Raw genomic sequence first — 23,137 nt, forward strand, 5'->3', positions numbered from 1 at the left:
CTGGCCTTATGAAGCGACACGCCGGTCCGCCGCGCCCTTCACCGGCGCGCCTAGCGCGCGCAACGTTTCCTTCACGGTCGCGACGCGCACGGTGAAATCGGGACTCCGGCTTTCGATACGCAGCTTGTCCTGACCCGCGAGCTTGATGTGCTTGTGTTTCTGCACCATCTCGATGATCCGCATCGCGTCGATGGGCGGATTCGGAATGAACTGCAGGCCGATCACCGCTTCGCCCGCGTCGATCTTCGAGATGCCGAGCGGCTTCGCGGCGAGGCGCAAGCGGTGCGTTTCGACGAGCGCATGCGCCTGCGGCGGCATCTTGCCGAAGCGGTCGATCAGCTCTTCCTGAATGCCGTCGATGGAATCGTTGTGCTCGCAGTTCGCCAGCCGCTTGTACAGCGACAGACGCTCCTGCACGTCGCCGCAATAGTCGGCGGGCAGGATGGCGGGCGTGTGCAGATTGATCTCGGTCGTCGCCGCCAGCGGTGCGGTGAGGTCCGGCTCCTTGCCGTTCTTCAGCGCCTTGACGGCGTCGTTCAGCATGTCGGTGTAGAGCTGGAAGCCGATCTCGTGAATTTCGCCCGACTGCTTGTCGCCAAGCACTTCGCCCGTGCCGCGAATTTCGAGGTCGTGCATCGCGAGATAGAAGCCCGCGCCGAGTTCTTCCATCTGCTGAATGGCTTCCAGACGCCGTTGCGCCTGCTTCGTCAGCCCTTGCGGATCATGCACGAGCAGATACGAATACGCCTGGTGATGCGAACGGCCGACGCGTCCGCGCAACTGGTGCAACTGCGCGAGACCGAATTTATCGGAGCGGTGAATCAGGATCGTGTTCGCGCTCGGCACGTCGATGCCCGTTTCGATGATCGTCGTGCAGAGCAGCACGTTCGCGCGCTGCGCGACGAAATCGCGCATCACGCGTTCGAGTTCGCGCTCGTGCATCTGGCCGTGCGCCACCGCGATGCGCGCTTCGGGCACGAGTGCTTCGAGCATCTGCCGGCGGTTTTCAATCGTCTCGACTTCGTTGTGCAGGAAGTACACCTGGCCGCCGCGCTTCAGTTCACGCAGCATGGCTTCGCGGATCACGCCGTCTTCTTCGCGACGCACGAAGGTCTTGATCGCGAGGCGCTTTTGCGGCGCCGTCGCGATCACCGAGAAATCGCGCAAGCCTTCCAGCGCCATGCCGAGCGTACGCGGAATCGGCGTCGCGGTGAGCGTGAGCACGTCGACTTCGGCGCGCAGCGCTTTCAGCGCTTCCTTCTGGCGCACGCCGAAACGGTGTTCCTCGTCGATGATGACGAGCCCCAGCCGCTTGAACTGCACATCCGACGACAGCAGCTTGTGCGTGCCGATCACAATATCGACAGTGCCTTCGTTGATCTGCTGGATCGACGCGCTGACTTCCTTCGTGCTCTTGAAGCGCGACAGTTCGGCGATGCGCACGGGCCAGTCGGAGAAGCGGTCGGTGAAGGTCTGCGTGTGCTGTTCGGCGAGCAGCGTGGTGGGTGAAAGCAGCGCGACCTGCTTGCCGCCCATCACCGCGATGAACGCCGCGCGCAGCGCGACTTCCGTCTTGCCGAAACCGACGTCGCCGCAGACGAGGCGGTCCATCGGCTTGCCGCTCGTCATGTCGCCGATCACGGCGGCAATGGCAGCGGCCTGGTCGGGCGTTTCCTCGAAACCGAAGCTCTCGGCGAACTTCACGTAATCGCGCGGTTCGAGCGCGAACGCGTGGCCTTCGCGCGCGGCGCGGCGCGCATAGAGGTTCAGCAGTTCGGCGGCCGTGTCGCGGATCTGCTGCGCGGCCTTGCGCTTGGCCTTTTCCCACTGGCCCGAACCGAGCGCGTGCAGCGGTGCGCTTTCGGGATCGGCGCCGCTGTAGCGCGAGATCACATGCAGTTGCGCGACGGGCACGTAGAGCTTGCTGTCGCCCTGGTATTCGAGGTGCAGGAACTCGGTTTCGCCTTCGCCGAGATCCATCGTCACGAGGCCCATATAGCGGCCGATACCATGCTGCGAATGCACGACCGGGTCGCCGACCTTCAGCTCCGACAGGTCGCGCACCATCGAATCGACATTGCTCGCCTGTTCCTGGCGACGGCGTCCCGCGCGTCTTGCGAGCGGGCCGTACAGTTCCGTCTCAGTGAGGATCGCGACGCCTTCGCCCGGAATCGCGAAGCCGTTCGCGAGCGGCGCAACGCCGAGCGCGAAGCGCGCGTCGGAGGTCAGCCAGTCGCCGTAGCTGTCGGCGGAAGTGGGGCGCAGCGCGTTGTCCGCGAGCAGTTGCGCGATCGTCTCGCGGCGGCCCGCCGATTCCGCGGCAAACAGCACGCGGTTCGGCGTCGTGGCGAGCCACGCGCGCAAGGCGGCGACGGGATCGTCGGCGTGGCGGTCGATCGCGAGATTGGGCAGCGGCACGGCCCAGCCGCCGCCCGCATTGCCGGGCAGCGACAGCCGCGCGAACGGCTTGGCGAACGTGAAGAAATCTTCGTCCGACAGGAACAGGCGCTGCGGTTCGAGAATCGGCCGGTCGCGGTCGTGCGACAGGAAGTTGTAGCGCTGCTTGGTATCTGCGGTGAAGCGCCGGATGGCCGCGTCCAGATCACCGACGAACGCGAGTTGCGCGCCTTCAGGCAGGTAGTGAAAGAGCGTCGCCGTCTCTTCGAAGAACAGCGGAAGATAGTATTCGATACCCGCCGACGGCACGCCGTTGCCGATGTCCTTGTAGATCGACGCACGGCTCGGATCGCCCTCGAACACTTCGCGCCAGCGGCTGCGAAACGCGGTGCGCGCGGCTTCGTCGAACGGAAACTCACGGCCGGGCAACAGCCGCACGTCCTTCACGGGATACAGGCTGCGCTGCGAATCGGGATCGAACGCACGGATCGAATCGACCTGATCGTCGAACAGGTCGATCCGGTACGGCAGTGGCGAGCCCATCGGAAACAGGTCGATCAGCGAGCCGCGCACGCAGTATTCGCCGGGCCGCACGACCTGGCTCACGTGCTCGTAGCCGGCCAGCGTCAATTGGGCTTTCAGCTTCGCTTCGTCGAGACGTTCTCCCTGCGAGAACGAAAAGGTGTAGGCCGCCATGAAGGAGGCGGGCGGCATCCGGTACAGCGCAGTCGTCGCCGGTACGAGCAGGATGTCGCAGCGTGCTTCGCCCAGGTCGTGCAGCGTCGCGAGACGCTCGGAGACGAGATCCTGGTGCGGCGAGAACGAGTCGTACGGCAGTGTTTCCCAGTCGGGCAGCAGGCGCACGCGCGCTTCAGGCGCGAAGAACGCGAGTTCCTGTGTCAGCCGCTGCGCGTCGACGGCGCTCGCGCAGACGACGGCCAGCAGCGGCATCTGCGTCTTGTGCGCGAGGTGGTAGCGCGCTATCAGCAGCGCGTCGGACGAGCCGTGCGTGCCGTCGAACACGAAACGCTGGCCGGCCTTGACCAGCGCGACGGGCGTTGAGGAGGACTGCGTGGATGCGGCGATGTCGGGCATAAAAGGGAAACGGCCTTTGGGTGACGCCAATGAACAACGGTTCAACGATCGACTGCAAACGGATGACGGCAAATGGATGACGGCAAACGGAACCGCAAACTGGGCTGCAAACGGCTAAAAACACCACCAGCCCGCAAGACGCGAACCAATGGAACCCCCCAGCGGACGCCTTGTGGGCGCGTCGCTGGCGGCGCGTGAGCGGCAAGTTTACGCGTGCCGGGGCATGCGTGCCGAAGACCTATTATAAAATCCGTCCTTCACTTTCACCTGCAACGCGTCCGCTCCGTGACTTCCCGCCTCTTTGCACTGATTCCTTGCGCCGGTACCGGCAGCCGTTCGGGCGCGTCGATGCCCAAGCAATATCGAACCGTCGCGGGACGCGACATGCTGTACTACTCGCTTGCAGCGTTCGACGCCTGCAGCGAGTTCGCGCAGACGCTTGTCGTGATCGCGCCCGACGACCAGCACTTCGACGCGCGCCGCTTCGCGGGCCTGCGCTTCGCCGTGCGGCGTTGCGGCGGGGCGTCGCGGCAGGCTTCCGTGCTCAACGGGCTGCATGCGCTAGCCGAGTTCGGCGCGCGCGACGACGACTGGGTGCTGGTACACGACGCGGCGCGCCCCGGCATCACGCCCGCGCTGATCCGCGCGCTGGTCGGCACGCTCAAGGACGACGCCGTGGGCGGCATCATGGCGCTGCCCGTCGCGGATACGCTCAAGCGGGTGACGCCCAATACAGACAACCGCATTGACCACACCGAACCGCGTGACGGCCTGTGGCAGGCGCAGACGCCGCAGATGTTCCGGATCGGCATGTTGCGCGAAGCGATTCTGCGCGCGCAAGGCGACGGCCACGATCTCACCGACGAAGCGAGCGCGATCGAATGGTCGGGGCACGCGCCGAAACTGGTTCAGGGCAGCTTGCGTAATTTCAAGGTCACGTATCCGGAAGATTTCGATCTGGCCGAAGCGATACTCGGGCGCGGCACGACGGGCTGACGGGCGCCTGGCCTGCGTTCTCCGGACGTGGGCGCGCGGCCGTCATGGCTTAAGCATCATCACAACGCTTTCACGAAACAACGGAACCCCACGCATATGGATTTGAGAATCGGACAAGGCTACGACGTTCACGCATTGGTACCGGGACGCCCGCTCATCATCGGCGGCGTGACGATTCCGTACGAGCGCGGGCTGCTCGGCCATTCGGATGCCGACGTGCTGCTGCACGCAATCACCGACGCGCTGTTCGGCGCGGCCGCGCTCGGCGATATCGGCCGTCATTTCCCGGATACCGCGACCGAGTTCAAGGGCGCGAACAGCCGCGTGCTGCTGCGCGAATGTGCGGCACGTATCGCGAAGGCGGGCTTCACGATTCAGAACGTCGACAGCACCGTGATTGCACAGGCGCCGAAGCTCGCGCCGCATATCGACGGGATGCGCGCGAATATCGCCGAAGACCTGAATCTGCCCATCGACCGCGTCAACGTGAAAGCGAAGACCAACGAAAAGCTCGGCTATCTGGGTCGTGGCGAGGGCATTGAAGCGCAGGCGGCTGCGCTGTTGCTGCGCGCCTGAACGTTGCTGCGTAGTTGTGTAGAGCGGGTCAGATTTGCCTGATCCGCGCGTGTGCGTTTGCATGAACGTGCATCATTTGCCGGTTTCGCGCGCTAACGTGCATTAAAAAAATCGATAGTCGCCGTCGCGCATTTTTGTCGATATTTGTCCGCTTAGAGTGGTCCGCATGAAGTCAAGCGGACGGACAATGACGGCGGTCGACACGCACGTCAAACATTCAGGACACGCGAAAGAGTACGTACGAGGTCTCAACGGGCTGAGAGCGCTGGCCGTCGTGCTGGTGTTCCTGTCGCACAAGGCGCACGTCGAGACCGTCGACGTCGGCAAGCTCGGCGTCTGGATCTTCTTTCTCATTAGCGGTTTTCTGATCATCGGGGAACTGCATCGCAATCGCGTGCGTATCGAAGCGGGCAACGCGCGCCGCGAAGCCGTGATGTGCGTGTTCTTCATGAAGCGCGCATTGCGCATCTTCCCGATCTACTACTTGTTGCTGCTCGCGCTGACGATCGCGCATGCGCTGTTCTATCAGCGCGATGTGGATCTCGGTCTGGCGTGGCATTACTTTTTTCTGTCGGACTACTGGATCGGCGTGGTGAAGGACGGCTGGCCGGGGACGGTGTCGCACTTCTGGAGTCTCGCCGTCGAGCAGCAGTTCTATCTCGTCGCGCCGTTTCTGCTTGTGCTGACGCCGGCGTCGCGGCATCGGATGGTGTGCGCGCTTGTGGTGCTGACGGGCGTCGCTGGTCATCTCGCGATGCATGCTGCGGGCGCCAGCGAGCCGTTGATCTACGCGTTATCGCCGTTGAATTTCGCGCTGCTCGCGCTCGGTGGACTGTGCGGGATGTTGGGGCAGGAGACTGGTCTTGCGCGCGCGGCGGGGCATTTTTCAACGGGCATGGCCGGCGCACTCGGTGTGCTGATATTCGCGACGCAGCCGGCATGGAGCAATTGGGCCTTACCGTTTTCAGCCGCCAGTTCCCCGTGGATCGACATCGGCCTTGCGCTCTCGCTCTGCGTGCTGTTCGCGTGGATCGTACACCGTCCGGGCAGCATCGTCGTGTCGGCGCTCGAACTCAAACCGCTCGACTATCTCGGCACGATAAGCTACGGCTTCTATCTGTTCCACAACCTGATTCCGTCGAAGCTCGGCTTCGCTCCGGCCTGGTTTGCCGCGCCGACATGGATTCACGTACTGTGCGCGCTCACGCTGCAATTCGCGCTTGCCGTGCTGCTCGCGCATCTGTCGTGGCATCTGATCGAGAAGCGGCTGCTCGAACTAAAGAAGCCTTTCGAGGCCGCGATAGGGCGCAGATTGCCGGCGCGCCGTCTGCGCACCCAAACGCAACCGCGCTGACATGTGAATCGCGAAAGCAAAAACGCCACGCATTCGGCGTGGCGTTTCTCTTCAGGCGCGAAGTGCGAGCGGCTTACTTGCCTTCAGCCACGATCACTTGTGCAGCCGCATTGACGACAGCTGCAATGCGACCCACGTCGCGCAGTTGCGTCGAACTCATGCCTTCGTTGACCAGCGTGTCGAAGTGCGACTTCACGCAAAAATGGCACTTGCCGATGATCGACGCGGCCAGTGCGTACATTTCGAAGCGACGCTTGTCGACGCCGCCATGCGACGCGTACGCGTTCATCCGCAAGCCAGCCGGCTGCGATTTCAGATCGGCGTTTTCCGTCATCTCGACGTACGGATACCAGACGTTGTTCATGCCCATCAGCGCGGCGGCCGTCAGCGCGCCATTGACTTCTTCCGGCGACAGTACGCCCGCTTCGCGGATCGCGGCGATGATCTTCGGGCTCTTCGCAGCGAACGCGGCGGCCAGCGCGACGCCAACGGCATCGTTGCCTTGCAGCGATGAACGCGCAATCGTGCCGTCCAGATTCAGGCGAATGTCTTTGGCGTAATCAGGAATAAGCTCTTTAATCGCTGCGATGAATTCCATTGATATCTCCTATCAAATTGCCGATAAAAAAGCCCGCTGGCCTTTTCAAGCTTAGCGGGCTTTCAACTGCGAGTCCTTACAGCGTCGCGCCGCCGACAGCGCGGTTGCACGGGCACAGTTCGTCCGTTTGCAGACCGTCCAGAATACGCAGAACTTCTTCCGGGTTACGGCCGACGTTCAGGTTGTTCACCGAAACGTGCTGGATCGTGTTGTCCGGATCGACGATGAACGTGGCGCGCAGTGCGACGCCAGCTTCCTTGTCGCGCACGCCGAGCTGGTCGATCAGTTCGCCCTTGACGTCGCCGAACGCGTAGTGGTTCAGCTTGTTCAGGTCCTTGTGTTCACGGCGCCATGCGAGCTTGACGAATTCGTTGTCGACGCTGCCGCCGAGCAGGACGGCATCGCGCTCTTCGAAGTCTTTGGCCAGCTTGCCGAACTCGACGATTTCCGTCGGGCAAACGAACGTGAAGTCCTTCGGGTAGAAATAGATGATCTTCCACTTGCCCGGGAACGACGATTCGGTGATTTCTTCGAACGCCGATACGCCGTTCTCTTCGTGGTTGTTGAAACCTGGCTTCGCAGCCGTCACGGTAAAGGCTTCGACTTTATCGCCGACAGTTTTCATGCGTTGACTCCTTGAGAATTGGCAAATGAGATTCACGACAACCCGCTCAAACTACCTGCTGGCTGTAACGAACACGTTACACGCTTAAGACTATAACTCTATTAATAAATCATATCAATAGTTTTTCTCTAACAAAGTGGATGGATTTTCTCGAACGCGGCGATAGGGCAGTTTGGGAATAATCGGTTTCGCACGGAATCGGGGAAAATATTGCACAAAAAAGCAGCGGCCCGAAATGGATGCCGGCTACTTCAGCCGGATCTCTGGCCGTTTCAGACGCTTTTGGCGAGCGGAAACTCGATCGTCACTTCGAGCCCCGGCAGCGGCGTGCGGTTGCGCAGTCGCAACGCGCCCCGATAGCGTCCGACGAGCCGCTGCACGATCGCCATCCCAAGCCCCGTGCCATTGGCCTGCGTGCGCGCCGAGTTCACACGGTAGAACGGGCGCGTGACGAGCGCGAGCTGATCTTCGGGAATGCCTGGACCTTCATCGACCACCGACAACTCGACTCGCGAATGCGACACCCGCGTCTCAAGAATCACATGCGGGATGCCATCGGACTCGGACAGTCCGTACTTGCGCGCGTTCTCGATCAGATTGCCGACGACTCGCCGGATATCCGTCTCGTCCGCTTCGATCACGGCGGACGGCGCCAGCCGCGTAACCAGACGCATGCCGTCTTCGCTCGACATACGCGCAGCCAGTTCTCCTGCGATCACCGAAAGGTCGACAGGTTCCGGCATCCGCTGCACAGGGCGCGCGTAGTCAAGGAAGCGCCCGATGATCATGTCCATCTGCTCGATGTCGTCGATCATCGCGTCCTTGGTCGCCTGGTCGGACGGGCTCATTTCCGTTTCCAGGCGCAGACGCGCCAGCGGCGTGCGCAGGTCGTGCGAAATGCCCGCGAGCATCAGCGCGCGGTCCGCTTCGAGCTGCTCCAGGTCCTGCACCATCTGGTTGAAGCTTCGGTTGGTTTCGGCCGCGACGCCCATGCCGCGCTCGGGCAGTTTCTCCGGCGCCTGGCCCGAACCGACCTTGCGCGCGGCCATCGCAAGCCGCGCGAACGGCCGGTTCACGAGACTCGTGATGAACGCCGCGCCGAACAGCGATAGCGCGAGCGCGAAAATACCCCAGCCTGCCCATTGCAGGCCCGTCACACTGTCGAGCTGATCGCGGTCGAGCGCCACCCAGTAATCGTCGTCGTCGATCTTGAAACTGATCCACACGCCTGGAATGTCGTTCACCGACTGCGCGATGATCGTGTCGTCACCCAGACGCCCGCGAATGTCATGCTCGATCAGACGGTTGAGCGATTCATCGGGCTGCAGCTTGTACTTGTCGGTGGTTTCGCGCGGATACACGCGCACGCCTTCATTGCTCTCCAGATCTTGCAGCAGCGCGCGCCGCAGATCGGGATCGGAATAGAGGAGTGCGGTACGCGTGAGCTTGACGATCGCGACGAGCTGCAGCGCGACGCGTTGCGCGCGCGGCTCGCGCTCGATCACACGGAAGCTCTGGAACCAGGCGGCGAGGCTGACCGCGATCAACAGCGCGATCAGCAGGAACGTTCGCCAGAACAGGCCGCCGAACGCGAGCGTCAGGAGGCGCCGGTCGATCCGCATGCGGCCTTCTTATGGAAGAAGAGAGACAACTGGAACGGCAAATTCAGGCTGCGCCGTCGGGGATGAACACGTATCCCAGACCCCAAACCGTCTGGATGAAACGCGGGCTGCCCGGGTCCGGCTCGATCAGCTTGCGCAGACGCGAAATCTGCACGTCGAGGCTGCGGTCGAACACTTCGTATTCACGGCCGCGCGCCAGTTCCATCAGCTTTTCGCGCGACAGCGGCTGGCGCGGATGACGCGCGAACACCTTGAGCACCGAGAACTCGCCCGTGGTCAACGGGATTTCCTGGCCGGCCTTGGTGAGCGTGCGCGTGGCGAGGTTCAGCGCGAATTCGCCGAACTCGAACACTTCCGACGTCTCCGACGGCGCGCCCGGCAATTCGGACGGCGACTGGCGGCGCAGCACCGCGTGAATGCGCGCGACCAGCTCGCGCGGATTGAATGGCTTGGGCAGGTAGTCGTCGGCGCCCATTTCGAGGCCGACGATACGATCGACATCCTCACCCTTGGCGGTGAGCATGATGATCGGCGTGCGATCGTTGCTGCCGCGCAGACGCCGGCAGATGGAAAGACCGTCTTCGCCCGGCAGCATCAGGTCGAGCACCAGAAGGTCGAAACGTTCACGCACCCACAGCTTGTTCATCGACGGCGCGTTCTCGGCGACATAAACGTTGAAGCCCTGCTCGCCGAGGTAGCGGCGCAGCAGATCGCGCAGACGCGGGTCGTCATCGACGACGAGAATTTTCGAAGGGTTTTTGGTTTCCATGGTCGGCATCTTAGCGCGATTAGAGAGAGGCGCACGTTTGCACCAATTATCACGTAACAGTCAGTTACAAAATTTACCCGGCCTGTGGCACGACGTAAAGGCTTGGCGCTTACACTCCTTTACTGTTTGCGCCAGTTCGGTAGATACTTCACTCGAATAAAGCTCTCGCACCCGGTTTCAAGCCGGAGTCAATACACGTATCTGAGGTTGCCGGTTGCCGCGCCACGAAGGGAAAAAGATGAAGGGAGGGGTCTGGCCGAACGTGCGCCTGAGCGTGATCGCTGTCGCTGTTGCGATCGTGTTCGCGAGCGCGTTGAGCCCGGTTCCCGCCTATGCCGATTCCTCGACGGACCGCAACACCGACACACGCCCGCCCCAGCGTCCGCATACGCGCACGGGCCGCCAGCCGCACAATCCCGACGCGGATCGTCCCGCATCAGACGCGATCATGCGAGCAACCGCCGTGCCGCCCGATCTGGATCAACGTCGGCGCGACGGACATATGACGCCTGAAGAACGGCGTTTGTTGCGGCAGCATATCGAAGACGCCGTTCGCGAACTGTACAAGCGCTGACGCCTGGTTTTTACGCACAGTGGACCGTCGCCGCTTCGGCACGATGGCCGTGCGTTTGCCGTTGGTGTCGGGCAAAGTCATTCATCCAGTGAGGCATCGATGAAGCGACGCGAGTTTCTGACGATGGCGGCGGCAGCGAGCGCCTCGCTATCGATGCCGCGCGTGTTCGCCGCGCCACACGCGAGCAGCGGCATATCGACGCAACTGGATGCGGGCGCAACGGGTCGCGCGCCGGGCAAGCTGCTTATCCTGATCGAACTCAAAGGCGGAAACGACGGATTGAACACCGTCATTCCTTTCGCCGATTCCACGTACTACGCGCTGCGGGAGCACATCGCGATACCGCGCGACCGTGTGCTGCCGCTGGACGGGCGTATGGCGCTGCATCCCGCGATGCGTGTGCTGCTGCCTTTCTGGCGCGACGGGCAACTGGCTGTCGTGCAGGGTGTCGGTTGCGTGCAGGATCATGCATCGCATTTCCGCTCGACGGAGATCTGGGACACGGCATCGTGCGCCGATGTGTACCGGCGCGACGGTTGGCTGACGCGTGCGGTCGGGCAATGCGCCGCGATGCAGCAGAGCATTGCGGCGGCATCGTTCGGCAGCGTGGAGCCGGGGCCGTTCGCCGGTTCCGCGGATCGTGCCGGGACCGATGAGGTGTGGGCGCGTGTCGATGACCCCGATGCCGCGTCGCACGTCGATGGAGTCGACGCGGAAGAAGGCGAGGGCGTCCACGTTACCGGCGCCATGCACGCACTTCAGGTGAACGCGCCGACGCTTCGCAATTCGATCGATGCTGCGCTGCGCACGGTCGTAGACGGGACGCCGCCGCATACGTGCGGCGCGATCCGGCTAACCCTCGATGGTTTCGACACGCACAGCAATCAGCCCGCGCGGCACGCAGCTTTGCTCGCGCAACTCGCCGAAGGCTGCGCGACCCTTCGCGCGGAGCTTACGCGACGCGGCCGCTGGCGCGACACGCTCATCATGACGTACTCGGAATTCGGCCGGTCCGCGCGCGAGAACACTCATCACGGCACCGGGCATGGCGGCGGCGCCGCGCATTTCGTGCTGGGTGGTCAGGTGCGTGGAGGCTTGTACGGTCGCGCGCCCGATCTCGCGCGGCTCGATACCGGCGGCAATCTGCCTGTCGAGATCGACTTCAGGCAGCTCTACGCGACCGCGCTCGGCCCGTTCCTGAAACTGGATGCAAACGCGGTCCTTCAGGACGACGTCCTGCCGCTGCCGTTGCTACGCACTTGAACGTCAGTGCTTGCGCGCCGCTCGCCAAGCGACCCAAAGCTTGCGGATCGGCGTCAGCGCGATGCGTTGATGAAGCACGCGGTAGCCGTCGCGCTCGATCTCGTCGAGCAACGCCAGCGCCAGTGCGGCCAACGCTCGCAGCGTGCGCTGCGAGTGACGCTCGCCAACGGGTAGCGCATCGAGCGCCTTGCGGATCGCGTCGCGGGCGCGCGCTGTCTGGAAGCGCATCAGTTCGGTGAACGCGTCCGTGTACTTGCGGTTGATCAGATCCGCCGCCGTCACGTTGTAGCGCTGCATCTCGTCGATGGGAATATAGATGCGGCCATGCCGCGCGTCGTTGCCGAGTTCGACGACGATTTGCGCGAGCATCAAGGCCTCGCCGAGCGGTGCGGCCCACACTTGCGCCTGCGACGGATCGCGCGCCGTCGCGCGCGCAACCACGGATGCGAAGTTGCCACCGACCCCGGCCATATAGCGGCGCAGGTTCGGATAGTCGAGATAGCGAGCCTGGTCGAGGTCCATTTCGAAGCCCGCGATCAACGCCTGCAACGTGGGATATTCAGCCTGCACGTCGGGCAGATGCGCAGCGAGCGCCTGCGACACAGGGTGCGTCGGTTCGCCCGCGGCGAGCGCCGCCGCTTCCTTTTGCCACCACGCGAGCTTCGTGCGTCCGATGGTCGGATCGGTCGTTTCCTTCACGGTTTCTTCGAACTCGCGACGCAGCGCGAACAGCGCGGTGAGCAACGGCTGCCGCGCGATGGGCGCCTGGCGCAGTGCGTAGTAAGTGCTCGAGCCGGGAGGCGCTGCTTTCTGCAGGCAGTATTCGTCGAAATTCACTGGGATTGGCTTGTGGGGAGGCGGTCGCGCACGGCTGTGCGCGACGGACCGAAAATTGTAGCATCGACGGTATTCGACAGATGCAGACAAGCGCAGACCAATCGGTTAGAATCTCGCGCTTACGCTTTTGGCCGTGGCTTTTTCAGCGCGTTCGTTCGTGGCGACGGCGGGTCTGATCCTACAGGTTCGGATTTGTTAGCGCGAACGAGATCGCGATGAAATCGCGGCGTCCATTCGCCGGCGAGACATCGGGTGTTGCACCTCACGCATCGCCCGGCTGCGAGGATGGCGAAATTGGTAGACGCACCAGGTTTAGGTCCTGACGCCCGCAAGGGTGTAGGGGTTCGAGTCCCCTTCCTCGCACCACTTTTTTCTCATTGCCGTACATAAAACCCTGCCCGTATCCAACGCGCGGGGTTTTTTGTTTTTGCGCACCGACACGGTGATCGCGCAGACTCGCACCCGATCAATCGACGCGCACAAAAAAACCCCGCGCGAAGGCGGGGCTGGCTCATCACGTCGACGATCCGCGGCTGTTTAGTGGCAGCGCTTTTCCCAGTGATGATGCACTTTCACCTTATGGCACTCGTGATGATGGTCGTTTGCGAATGCCGACGACATGCTCATGAAACCAGCGGCAGCGGCGACCAGTGCCAGAACAACCTTCTTCATTTTCGATCCTTAAAATCAGAGAGATAAAGCGAGCGGCGATCGTAACAAGTCCCGTTTACGATTGGCTTGGACTCGGTCGTTTTGTGCGTGAAGTACGCTGTGTATCGTGAAGCGCGGCCATCGACCCATCTGGTTGCACGCACAACCAGATTCTCCTATCCTGCGTTCAAGCGATCTGCGATCCTTTAGCTCATCACGGTGCAAGAAGAGGAGCGTGCAAATGGCATCGACCGATGTTCGACTACCCTCAGACATCGGCGCGTATGCCGACGGGGAACGCACGCTGCGCGTGACACTCGCAGGCACCTATCGCGTGTTCGCGATGCTCGGCTGGACCGAGTTGATCTACAACCACATCACCTTGCGCGTGCCCGGCACGCACAGCCACTTTCTGATCAACCCGTTCGGCCTGCACTACACGGAAGTGACGGCGTCGAATCTGGTGAAGATCGATGTCAACGGGAATGTGCTCGACGGCTCGCCGCATCCGGTGAATCCGGCGGGTTTCGTCGTGCATGCTGCGATTCATCGCGCGTTGCCCGATGCGCACTGCGTGATGCACACGCATACGACGGCGGGTCTTGCCGTCGCATGCTCGCAGACGGGTCTCGTCAACAACAATTTCTATTCGGCACAACTGCACGGAATGGTCGCGTATCACGACTTCGAAGGCATTACCGTGCGCGCCGACGAAGGGCCGCGCCTCGTTGCGAATCTCGGCGACAAACGTTTGTTGATCTTGCGTAATCACGGCCTGCTGTCGATTGGCGAAACGATCGCGCAAGCCTTCGCGCGGCTCTGGACGCTCAACCGCGCCTGCGAAATTCAATTGGCAACGGCGATGCTCGGACCCGCGCGCACGATCGGCGACGAGATCGCCACGCGCTGCACGCGTGATTCACTACAGTTCGATCCGCGGCACGGCGCAGGAGAAGATGTGCTGAATGCGTTGCTGCGCCAGGTCGATCGGATCAATCCGTCGTATCGCGAGTAGAGGCGTGAAAGCCGCCGTGCGAGACCCCATGCGGGCCGACTTGTGAATGAGTGTTTAAGGAATTAGGCAACGACGGAGTCGACGGCGCCACGCAAGCGCCGATCGATGAGCGTCGGCCCGGACTTCGTCTGACCTGACTACGCTGCGTTACGCGCGATCGCGGTTTCGATCACCTTGTCGAGTGCTTCGCTGAGCGCGATCTTCTCGCGGTCGTCGAGGCAATCGAAGAGATCGACGTTCCACTTGCGCGCGATGGGCATCACCTTGCGGTAGAGCGCACGGCCTTCCGTGGTCAACGATACGAGCACCACGCGGCCATCGTCCGCGCTCGCTTCGCGTTGCACGAGGCCTTGTCTGATCAAGGCTTCGGCTGCACGGCTCGCCTGACTCTTGTCGAGGTTCGCGTGGCGCGCGAGATCCATGATCGAGAATGGTCCGAACGATCCAACCGATGCAATTACGCGCGCCTCGGGAAGCGTCACGTCGAGCTTGGCCATATACCGTTCGCTGATGCCCCGCTCGGAAAGTTTATTCAGCACGTGCAGACGATACGTCAGAAACTGTTCGAGTCCGGCTTTGTCGGAGGCCTTCATGGTCTTCCTGTTGTGAGTGGATGCAGTCCGGTGATGTGATTGTTGCTGCATCCGCTCGCGCGGTCAACGCGGGCCAAACCTGAGTCGCGTCATCTGTTCGGCTTCGTTCGCAAGCAAGATGGCTGCGTCGCGAATCGCTACTTCGAGCGTGATCGGGCCGGGGGCCGGCGAGAAGCATCCGCTGAAATGCTCCGCGAGTTTTGGCAGCGCCGCTGGGTCGACAGCGCCCGAGAGCAGCGTGGCCGGCACGCCCGCGGCGCGCGCATGCCGGCAGGCGATGAAGGGCGCCTTGCCGTGCAGCGTTTGCACGTCGGAGCGGCCTTCGCCTGTGATTAGCCAATTGGCGCCTTCGAGCGCCGCGTCGAGGCCGATCTGTCGCGCGACGACTTCCGCGCCCGGCTCGAAATCGGCGCCCAGCATATGCAGTGCGAAACCGAGTCCACCCGCCGCGCCCGCACCCGGCTGGTTGCGCGCGACACGGTTCATGGCCGGCTCGACGAGGTCGGCAAAGCGGGCGAGGGCGGCGTCGATCGTCGCGACCTGCTCTGGCTTTACGCCTTTTTGCGGACCGAAGACTGTCGTTGCGCCGTGATCGCCCGTCAACGGGTTGTCGACATCCGACATGCCGACGAACGTTGCGTCGCGCAGACGGGCATCGAGTCCCGATGCATCGACGCGCGCCAGTTGAGCAAGTTGCTCGGGCGTCGCGTCGAGTTCATGCCCTTGCGCATCGAATAGCTTGAGCCCGAGACCGACGAGCAAACCCGCGCCGCCGTCGTTCGTGCTGCTGCCACCGAGCGCGACGAAGAAGCGCCGCACACCCGCGTCCAGCAGCGAGCGGATGGCTTCGCCCATACCGCGCGTGCTGCGCTTTTCCACGGGAACGCCCATGCCGACGGGGTCCGTGATGCCGACGACCTCCGCTGTTTCGATGATCGCGCTGCCGTCGGCGAGCAGACCCGTCACGCCTTCACGCGCAGGGCCTGCCGCGCCCCGCACCGTGAGCATGCGGCGTTCGCCGCCGCTGGTGAGCATGGCGTCGAGCGTGCCTTCGCCGCCGTCGGCCATGGCGCAGACGCGAACGGTCGCGTCGGGCCGCGCGCGCAGAATGCCCGTCGCGATGGATTGCGCGACCTGCTCCGCGGAGAGCGAACCTTTGAACGAATCAGGGGCGATGACGACGATGGGCGCGGACGACGTATTCGGCATGGTGTCTCTGATGATTTTCTGTGAGTAGGCATCGCTGTGCTCGTCGCGATGCGATGAAGCACCCGGACCGCCTATGCGCGCGGCAGCGGCGTATCAGGATGTGGTGAAGCTTATCAGCATGCGGCGCGCGACTGAATATACCCGAAGGTATAGGCAGAATTGACTTTGATTCACAGCTGGCGCGGACCGTGGTGGATCAAGTGCATGTTTGGAATCGTTCAAAAGGCGGTGGGAATCGCGCCTCGCAGCCCGCAAAAAATCGCGAAACAGCGAATCCGGCTAGGCGCGCAAATAGTTTGCTAAAATATTTGGCTCTCTGACCCAAACTGTGCTGCCGGCGGCCTCACAGCCCGCGGCGAGAGGCACGCGATCGATGTCACACTTGACTGAGCGAAGCGTAGCGGCGACCCGCGCAAAAGCGAATGCAGCGCGCAGTGTCGAACGCACGACGCAAAGCGGACATCGACAGGCGGCGCACACAAGATAACTGATTCGCTCGAATAATTTTAGGACGATTGAAGCCATGGCTAACGTTGTTGAAAACCTCGGCAAGCTCGAACGCCGCGTGACGATTTCCCTGCCGAAAGACACCGTGCAGAAGGAAGTGGATTCGCGCATCCGTCAACTCGCGAAGAACGTGCGCATGCCGGGTTTCCGCCCGGGCAAGGTGCCGCTCAAGATGGTGACGCAGCAGTACGCGGGTCAGGTGGAAGCCGAAGTGCTGAGCGACAAGGTTGGCAAAGAGTTCTTCGACATCAGCCGCGCGGAAAACCTGCGCGTCGCTGGCCAGCCGAGCTTCAGCCCGAAGACGGACGCTACCGAAGGCGACTACGCATTCGACGCGACCTTCGAGGTTTACCCGGAAGTGAAGCTCGGCGACGTCGCGACGGCTGAAATCGAACGCACGAAGACCACCATCAGCGACGCTGAAATCGACCGCACGCTGGACATCCTGCGCAAGCAGCGCGTGCATTACCACGCTCGCGGCGAAGCCGGCGAGCATGGCGACGGCGGCGGGGACACGGCTGCGAAGGACGGCGACCGCGTGACGGTCGACTTCATCGGCAAGATCGACGGTGAAGCATTCCAGGGCGGCAGCGCGGACGACTTCGCGTTTGTCCTGGGTGAAGGCCGCATGCTGCCGGAATTCGAAAAGGCCGCGCTTGGCCTGAAGGTCGGCGAGTCGAAGGAATTCGACCTTGCGTTCCCCGAGGACTATCACGGCAAGGAAGTCGCCGGCAAGACCGCGCAGTTCACCATCACGATGAAGACGATCGAGTGGCCGCATCTGCCCGAAATCGACGGCGAATTCGCGAAGTCGCTCGGTATCGAAGACGGCGATCTGACCAAGATGCGCGCCGAAATCCGTGACAACCTCGAGCGCGAAGCGAAGCGCCGTACGCAGGCTGTCGTGAAGAACCAGGTGATGGACGCGCTGCTGAAAATCTCCGAACTCGACGTGCCGAAGGCGCTGATCGAGCAGGATCAGGAGCGCCTCGTCGAAATGGCGCGTCAGGACCTCACGCAACGCGGCGTGCCGAACGCGAAGGATGCACCGATCCCCGCAGAAATGTTCGCCGAGCAGGCAGAGCGCCGCGTCAAGCTGGGCCTCGTGCTGGCCGAGCTGGTCAAGGCCAACGAACTGCAGGCCAAGCCGGAACAGATCCGCGCGGAAGTCGATGAATTTGCGAAAAGCTACGAAGACCCGAAGGAAGTCGTCCGCTGGTATTATTCGAACCAGCAGCGTCTTGCCGAGATGGAAGCGTATGTCGTTGAGTCCAACGTCGTCGATTTCGTCCTGAGCAAGGCGAAGGTGACGGACAAGGAAGTGAGCTTCGAAGAGCTGGCAAGCGCAACGGCGCAAGCGTAATAGCATCGCTGTAACGGCGTGCTGGCTGTCCGAGCGACGGCCCGCACGCCGTTTTTCCATATGAGCACGGCCGATTATGCTAAAAGAACGCTTGTCGGCCGTTTTGGCTCTTGAAGAAACGCGCGGCCGCACCTACTTGTCCAGAACCGATTATCAGAACATTTCCTGACAAGGATCCATTGCATGACCTTTCGCGCTCAAATGCTGGACACGTTGACCTCGCAGTCGTCGCGGGATCGGGATCTCGAAGCGCAAGCGCTCGGCCTCGTGCCGATCGTCGTCGAAACGAGCGGCCGCGGTGAACGTTCGTATGACATCTACTCGCGCCTGCTGAAGGAGCGTGTGGTGTTCCTGGTTGGCGAAGTGAACGATCAGACCGCGAACCTCGTGATCGCACAGTTGCTGTTCCTCGAAAGCGAGAATCCGGACAAGGACATCAGCTTCTACATCAACAGCCCGGGCGGTTCGGTGTCGGCAGGGATGGCGATCTACGACACGATGCAATTCATCAAGCCGGACGTCTCGACGCTGTGCATGGGCCTCGCGGCCAGCATGGGCGCGTTCCTGCTGGCGGCGGGCGCGAAGGGCAAGCGTTTTGCGCTGCCGAACGCACGCGTGATGATTCACCAGCCGCTGGGCGGCGCGCGCGGCCAGGCATCGGACATCGAAATTCAGGCACGCGAAATCCTGTACCTGAAGGAGCGCCTGAACCAGTTGCTGTCGCACCACACCGGTCAACCCGTCGAGCGCATCCAGCGCGACACGGACCGCGACAACTTCATGTCGGGCGACGATGCGCAGGCTTACGGCCTCGTCGACCAGGTGCTGCACAAGCGTCCGTAAACAATCGCTGAAACATGGCTGATCCGGAGCGCTTTTTCTCCAAATTGGGGGAAGAGCGCCGGCGCGAGACCTTGTGAAATAATAAGACCCGTCTGAACGCCTGCGGCAAACGCCGTCACAGCTTTTGCGCATCCGTCCCGCCCCGAACTGAACGAGGCGGGCAAACGGCGTATCATGTCATTCGAGTGTCCGGAGGCTCACACATCTATGGCGGACAAAAAAGGTTCTAACAGCGAGAAGCTGTTGTATTGCTCGTTCTGCGGCAAAAGCCAGCACGAGGTTAAAAAACTGATTGCTGGCCCGTCGGTATTCATCTGTGATGAATGTATCGACCTGTGCAACGAAATCATTCGCGACGAAGCAGCGGGCGCGGGTCTGGAAACGGGCCTGTCCAAGTCCGACCTGCCCAGTCCTCAGGAAATCCGCGACATTCTCGATCAATACGTGATCGGGCAAGAACGCGCGAAGAAAATTCTCGCTGTCGCGGTCTACAACCACTACAAGCGCCTGAAACATCTCGACAAGAAGGACGACATCGAGCTGTCGAAGAGCAACATCCTGCTGATCGGGCCGACCGGCTCCGGCAAGACGCTGCTCGCGCAGACCCTTGCACGCCTTCTGAACGTGCCGTTCGTGATCGCCGACGCGACCACGCTGACGGAAGCCGGCTATGTCGGCGAGGATGTCGAGAACATCATTCAGAAGCTGCTGCAAAACTGCAATTACGAAGTCGACAAGGCGCAGCGTGGCATCGTCTATATCGACGAAATCGACAAGATCAGCCGAAAGTCCGACAACCCGTCTATTACCCGTGACGTGTCCGGCGAAGGCGTGCAGCAGGCGCTGCTGAAGCTGGTCGAAGGCACGATGGCGTCGGTGCCGCCGCAAGGTGGCCGTAAGCATCCGAACCAGGATTTCATCCAGGTCGATACGACCAACATCCTGTTTATCTGCGGCGGCGCGTTCGATGGCCTCGAAAAGGTGATCGTCGACCGTACCGAGAAAACAGGGATCGGTTTCGGTGCGAGCGTCAAGAGCAAGCAGGATCGTGATGCAGGGGAAGTACTGCGCGAAGTCGAGCCAGAAGATCTCATCAAATTCGGCCTGATTCCAGAACTGATCGGACGTCTGCCCGTCGTGGCGACGCTCGGCAAGCTGGACGAAGTCGCGCTGATGAAGATTCTGGTCGAACCCAAGAACGCGCTCATCAAGCAGTATCACAAGCTGTTCAACATGGAGCGCGTCGAGCTGGAGATCCGTCCCGCCGCGCTGCAAGCCATCGCCCGCAAGGCGATCCGCCGCAAGACGGGCGCACGTGGCTTGCGTTCGATCCTGGAACAGGCGTTGCTTGACGTCATGTATGAATTGCCGACAATGAAGGGCGTCAGCAAAGTCATTATTGACGACAATGTCATTGATGGTGACGGAAAGCCGCTACTGATCTACGAAGACGCGCCAAAGGTTGCGGGTTCGAATTGATCGGCTTCCCGATTTTTGAAAAAAAGCCGTTCATGGCAACGTGAACGGCTTTTTTCGTTTATCGTGTCGTCAGGATGGACTGTTTTTCTGGAGTCACTGAACTTTTCCCACACGCGAAGGCTTGCAATCTTTTTTGGCGGCCTCAACTATCGAACAAACTGATTCCACTCATGGGGAAATGAAATGTCAGGAACCCAACTCCTCCCGCCGGAACGCGTCACACTCCCGCTGCTCCCGCTGCGCGACGTAGTCGTTTTCCCACACATGGTGATCCCGCTCTTCGTGGGTCGCCCGAAGTCGATCAAGGCGTTGGAAGCCGCAATGGAAGGTGGCAAGCACATCATGCTTGTTGCCCAGAAAACGGCGGCCAAAGACGAGCCGACCGAAAAGGACATGTACGAAGTTGGCTGTATCGCCAACATCCTGCAGATGCTCAAGCTGCCCGACGGCACCGTGAAGGTGCTGGTCGAAGGTCTGCAGCGCGCAAAGACGCTGTCGATCGAAGAGCAGGAAACGCAATTCTCGTGCGAAGTGATGCCGCTCGAGCCCGACCACGCCGATAGCGCTGAAACGGAAGCGCTGCGTCGCGCGATCGTGTCGCAGTTCGATCAGTACGTGAAGCTGAACAAGAAGATCCCGCCGGAGATTCTGACGTCGCTGTCGGGTATCGATGAAGCCGGGCGTCTTGCCGATACGATCGCTGCGCATCTGCCGCTCAAGCTCGACCAGAAGCAACAGATTCTCGAAATGTTCCCGGTCATCGAGCGTCTCGAGCATCTGCTCGCGCAACTCGAAGCCGAGATCGACATTCTGCAGGTCGAAAAGCGCATCCGTGGACGCGTCAAGCGTCAGATGGAGAAGAGCCAGCGCGAGTACTACCTGAACGAGCAGGTCAAGGCCATCCAGAAGGAACTGGGCGAAGGCGAAGAGGGTGCGGATCTCGAAGAACTCGAGAAGCGCATCACCGCTGCGCGCATGCCGAAGGAAGCCAAGAAGAAGGCCGACGCCGAGCTGAAGAAGCTCAAGCTGATGTCGCCGATGTCGGCGGAAGCTACCGTCGTGCGCAACTACATCGACACGCTGATCGGCCTGCCGTGGCGCAAGAAGAGCAAGGTCAACAACGACCTCTCGAATGCCGAACGCGTGCTGGACGAAGACCACTTCGGTCTCGAGAAGGTGAAGGAACGCATTCTCGAGTACCTCGCGGTTCAACAGCGCGTGGACAAGGTGAAGGCGCCGATCCTGTGCCTCGTCGGGCCGCCGGGCGTCGGCAAGACGTCGCTGGGCCAGTCGATTGCGCGCGCAACGAACCGCAAGTTCGTGCGCATGGCACTGGGTGGTGTGCGTGACGAAGCCGAGATTCGCGGCCACCGTCGTACGTACATCGGCTCGATGCCGGGCAAGATCCTGCAGAGCCTGACCAAGGTCGGCGTGCGCAATCCGCTCTTCCTGCTCGACGAAGTCGACAAGATGGGCATGGATTTCCGCGGCGATCCGTCGTCGGCGCTGCTCGAAGTGCTCGATCCGGAACAGAACCACACGTTCGCCGACCACTACGTCGAAGTGGACTTCGACCTGTCGGACGTGATGTTCGTGGCGACGTCGAACTCGCTGAACATTCCGCCGCCGCTGCTCGACCGGATGGAAGTGATCCGTCTGTCGGGCTACACGGAAGACGAGAAGGTCAGCATCGCGCAACGTTATCTGCTGCCGAAGCAGAAGAAGAACAACGGCCTGAAGCCTGGCGAGATCGAAGTCACGGAAACCGCCATCCGCGACATCATTCGTTACTACACGCGTGAAGCGGGCGTGCGTTCGCTCGAGCGTGAAATTTCGAAGATCTGCCGCAAGGTCGTGAAGATGCTTCTGCTGAAGAAGGCAGACAAGGCAGTCACCGTCGACGGCAAGAACATCGACACGTTCCTCGGCGTACGCAAGTACGACTTCGGTCTGGCCGCGAAGGAAAACCAGACTGGCCAGGTCACGGGTCTCGCGTGGACGGAAGTGGGCGGCGATCTGCTGACGATCGAAGCGGCCGTGATGCCGGGCAAGGGCAACGTGATCCGCACGGGTTCGCTCGGCGACGTGATGAAGGAATCCGTCGAAGCCGCGCGCTCGGTAGTGCGTTCGCGTTCGCGCCGTCTTGGTGTCAAGGACGAAGCGTTCGAGAAGCAGGACATCCACATCCACGTGCCGGAAGGCGCGACGCCGAAGGACGGTCCGTCTGCCGGTATCGCGATGACGACGGCGCTGGTGTCGGTGCTCACGGGCATCCCCGTGCGCGCGGATGTCGCGATGACGGGCGAAATCACGCTGCGCGGCGAAGTGCTGCCGATCGGCGGGCTGAAGGAGAAACTGCTGGCAGCGCATCGCGGCGGCATCAAGCTCGTGCTGATCCCGGAAGAAAACGTCAAGGATCTGACGGAGATTCCGGACAACGTGAAGAACGCGATCGAGATCGTGCCCGTCCGCTGGATCGACAAGGTACTGGAACTGGCGCTGGAACATGGCCCGGCTCCGCTGCCGGAAGAAGAGCCGAAGGCGGCTGCGCCCGTTAGTGAGTCGAAAGACGCTGGCGCAAGCGATGTCGTGAAGCACTAAGCCAAACGCAAAGTACTGAGCGCCTTAACGGCTCACTCAGTCTTCAGCGAACAAGAACCCGCGGCCTCGTCCGCGGGTTTTTTTATTGCTCGCGCAAGGGACGCAAACGTTTAATCAATTGCCGTCGATAGATCAATTCACCCGCTATCCAGGATGCGCGAAGACACGCG

The 23,137-nt window shown here is 61.8% G+C and carries 19 protein-coding genes and 1 tRNA gene; 11 read left to right on the forward strand and 9 right to left on the reverse strand.

What is annotated here, in order from left to right; genetic code table 11:
• Positions 1-6 precede the first annotated feature (6 nt).
• Positions 7-3,492: a transcription-repair coupling factor gene (mfd, locus tag BLT65_RS25195; RefSeq protein ID WP_091782309.1), complete on the reverse strand. Its 3,486-nt coding sequence runs from the start codon at positions 3,490-3,492 to the stop codon at positions 7-9.
• Between the two features lie 285 nt (positions 3,493-3,777).
• Here mfd and ispD point away from each other — a divergent pair, with 285 nt between their 5' ends.
• From ispD to BLT65_RS25210, 3 genes are all read left to right on the forward strand, one after another.
• Positions 3,778-4,488, forward strand: a complete 711-nt coding sequence (gene ispD, locus BLT65_RS25200) for a 2-C-methyl-D-erythritol 4-phosphate cytidylyltransferase (protein ID WP_091782312.1) — start codon at positions 3,778-3,780, stop codon at positions 4,486-4,488.
• A gap of 96 nt (positions 4,489-4,584) precedes the next feature.
• Positions 4,585-5,064, forward strand: coding sequence for a 2-C-methyl-D-erythritol 2,4-cyclodiphosphate synthase (gene ispF, locus BLT65_RS25205; RefSeq protein ID WP_007737832.1), 480 nt, complete (start codon positions 4,585-4,587; stop codon positions 5,062-5,064).
• Positions 5,065-5,251: 187 nt separating this feature from the next.
• On the forward strand, positions 5,252-6,418 hold the full coding sequence (locus BLT65_RS25210; protein ID WP_208545802.1) for an acyltransferase family protein: 1,167 nt from the start codon (positions 5,252-5,254) through the stop codon (positions 6,416-6,418).
• A gap of 73 nt (positions 6,419-6,491) precedes the next feature.
• Here the strand turns inward: BLT65_RS25210 and BLT65_RS25215 are convergent, their stop codons facing one another.
• The 4 genes from BLT65_RS25215 to ompR all read right to left on the reverse strand — a co-directional run bounded on the left by BLT65_RS25215 (position 6,492) and on the right by ompR (position 10,041).
• Positions 6,492-7,016, reverse strand: a complete 525-nt coding sequence (locus BLT65_RS25215) for a carboxymuconolactone decarboxylase family protein (protein ID WP_091782318.1) — start codon at positions 7,014-7,016, stop codon at positions 6,492-6,494.
• A gap of 76 nt (positions 7,017-7,092) precedes the next feature.
• Entirely contained in the window at positions 7,093-7,641 is a 549-nt protein-coding gene (locus tag BLT65_RS25220) for a peroxiredoxin (protein WP_007585877.1), read from the reverse strand.
• 272 nt (positions 7,642-7,913) lie between these two features.
• Positions 7,914-9,263, reverse strand: coding sequence for an ATP-binding protein (locus BLT65_RS25225; RefSeq protein ID WP_007585878.1), 1,350 nt, complete (start codon positions 9,261-9,263; stop codon positions 7,914-7,916).
• Positions 9,264-9,306: 43 nt separating this feature from the next.
• Complete coding sequence (ompR, locus tag BLT65_RS25230; RefSeq protein ID WP_007585880.1) at positions 9,307-10,041, reverse strand: osmolarity response regulator transcription factor OmpR; 735 nt, start codon at positions 10,039-10,041, stop codon at positions 9,307-9,309.
• 229 nt (positions 10,042-10,270) lie between these two features.
• Between ompR and BLT65_RS25235 the strand changes: the two genes are divergently transcribed.
• Together BLT65_RS25235 and BLT65_RS25240 are read left to right on the forward strand one after the other, a co-directional pair.
• Complete coding sequence (locus BLT65_RS25235; RefSeq protein WP_091782321.1) at positions 10,271-10,606, forward strand: hypothetical protein; 336 nt, start codon at positions 10,271-10,273, stop codon at positions 10,604-10,606.
• Positions 10,607-10,705: 99 nt separating this feature from the next.
• On the forward strand, positions 10,706-11,869 hold the full coding sequence (locus tag BLT65_RS25240; protein ID WP_091782324.1) for a DUF1501 domain-containing protein: 1,164 nt from the start codon (positions 10,706-10,708) through the stop codon (positions 11,867-11,869).
• Between the two features lie 3 nt (positions 11,870-11,872).
• Here BLT65_RS25240 and BLT65_RS25245 read toward each other — a convergent pair whose 3' ends face one another.
• On the reverse strand, positions 11,873-12,706 hold the full coding sequence (locus BLT65_RS25245; protein ID WP_042312258.1) for a squalene/phytoene synthase family protein: 834 nt from the start codon (positions 12,704-12,706) through the stop codon (positions 11,873-11,875).
• A gap of 279 nt (positions 12,707-12,985) precedes the next feature.
• Between BLT65_RS25245 and BLT65_RS25250 the strand changes: the two genes are divergently transcribed.
• Positions 12,986-13,072 (forward strand) — tRNA-Leu (locus BLT65_RS25250).
• Between the two features lie 171 nt (positions 13,073-13,243).
• On the opposite strand, the gene BLT65_RS48465 is transcribed toward BLT65_RS25250, so the two are convergent.
• On the reverse strand, positions 13,244-13,378 hold the full coding sequence (locus BLT65_RS48465; RefSeq protein ID WP_255221899.1) for a hypothetical protein: 135 nt from the start codon (positions 13,376-13,378) through the stop codon (positions 13,244-13,246).
• A gap of 220 nt (positions 13,379-13,598) precedes the next feature.
• Here BLT65_RS48465 and BLT65_RS25255 point away from each other — a divergent pair, with 220 nt between their 5' ends.
• Positions 13,599-14,372: a class II aldolase/adducin family protein gene (locus tag BLT65_RS25255; protein WP_091782327.1), complete on the forward strand. Its 774-nt coding sequence runs from the start codon at positions 13,599-13,601 to the stop codon at positions 14,370-14,372.
• Between the two features lie 137 nt (positions 14,373-14,509).
• On the opposite strand, the gene BLT65_RS25260 is transcribed toward BLT65_RS25255, so the two are convergent.
• Positions 14,510-14,965, reverse strand: a complete 456-nt coding sequence (locus BLT65_RS25260; RefSeq protein WP_042312261.1) for a MarR family winged helix-turn-helix transcriptional regulator — start codon at positions 14,963-14,965, stop codon at positions 14,510-14,512.
• Positions 14,966-15,028: 63 nt separating this feature from the next.
• On the reverse strand, positions 15,029-16,174 hold the full coding sequence (locus tag BLT65_RS25265) for a glycerate kinase (protein WP_091782330.1): 1,146 nt from the start codon (positions 16,172-16,174) through the stop codon (positions 15,029-15,031).
• A 523-nt stretch (positions 16,175-16,697) separates the two neighbouring features.
• Between BLT65_RS25265 and tig the strand changes: the two genes are divergently transcribed.
• From tig to lon, 4 genes are all read left to right on the forward strand, one after another.
• Positions 16,698-18,044: a trigger factor gene (gene tig, locus BLT65_RS25270; protein ID WP_042312265.1), complete on the forward strand. Its 1,347-nt coding sequence runs from the start codon at positions 16,698-16,700 to the stop codon at positions 18,042-18,044.
• Positions 18,045-18,227: 183 nt separating this feature from the next.
• Positions 18,228-18,887: an ATP-dependent Clp endopeptidase proteolytic subunit ClpP gene (clpP, locus tag BLT65_RS25275; RefSeq protein WP_007585897.1), complete on the forward strand. Its 660-nt coding sequence runs from the start codon at positions 18,228-18,230 to the stop codon at positions 18,885-18,887.
• Between the two features lie 207 nt (positions 18,888-19,094).
• Positions 19,095-20,366: an ATP-dependent Clp protease ATP-binding subunit ClpX gene (gene clpX / locus BLT65_RS25280; RefSeq protein ID WP_007585899.1), complete on the forward strand. Its 1,272-nt coding sequence runs from the start codon at positions 19,095-19,097 to the stop codon at positions 20,364-20,366.
• A 183-nt stretch (positions 20,367-20,549) separates the two neighbouring features.
• A complete protein-coding gene (gene lon, locus BLT65_RS25285; RefSeq protein ID WP_091782333.1) occupies positions 20,550-22,967 on the forward strand; it encodes an endopeptidase La in 2,418 nt (805 codons plus the stop codon).
• Positions 22,968-23,137 lie beyond the last annotated feature (170 nt).

Source organism: Paraburkholderia steynii (assembly GCF_900100565.1).
In the GTDB taxonomy this organism is placed as follows: domain Bacteria; phylum Pseudomonadota; class Gammaproteobacteria; order Burkholderiales; family Burkholderiaceae; genus Paraburkholderia; species Paraburkholderia terrae.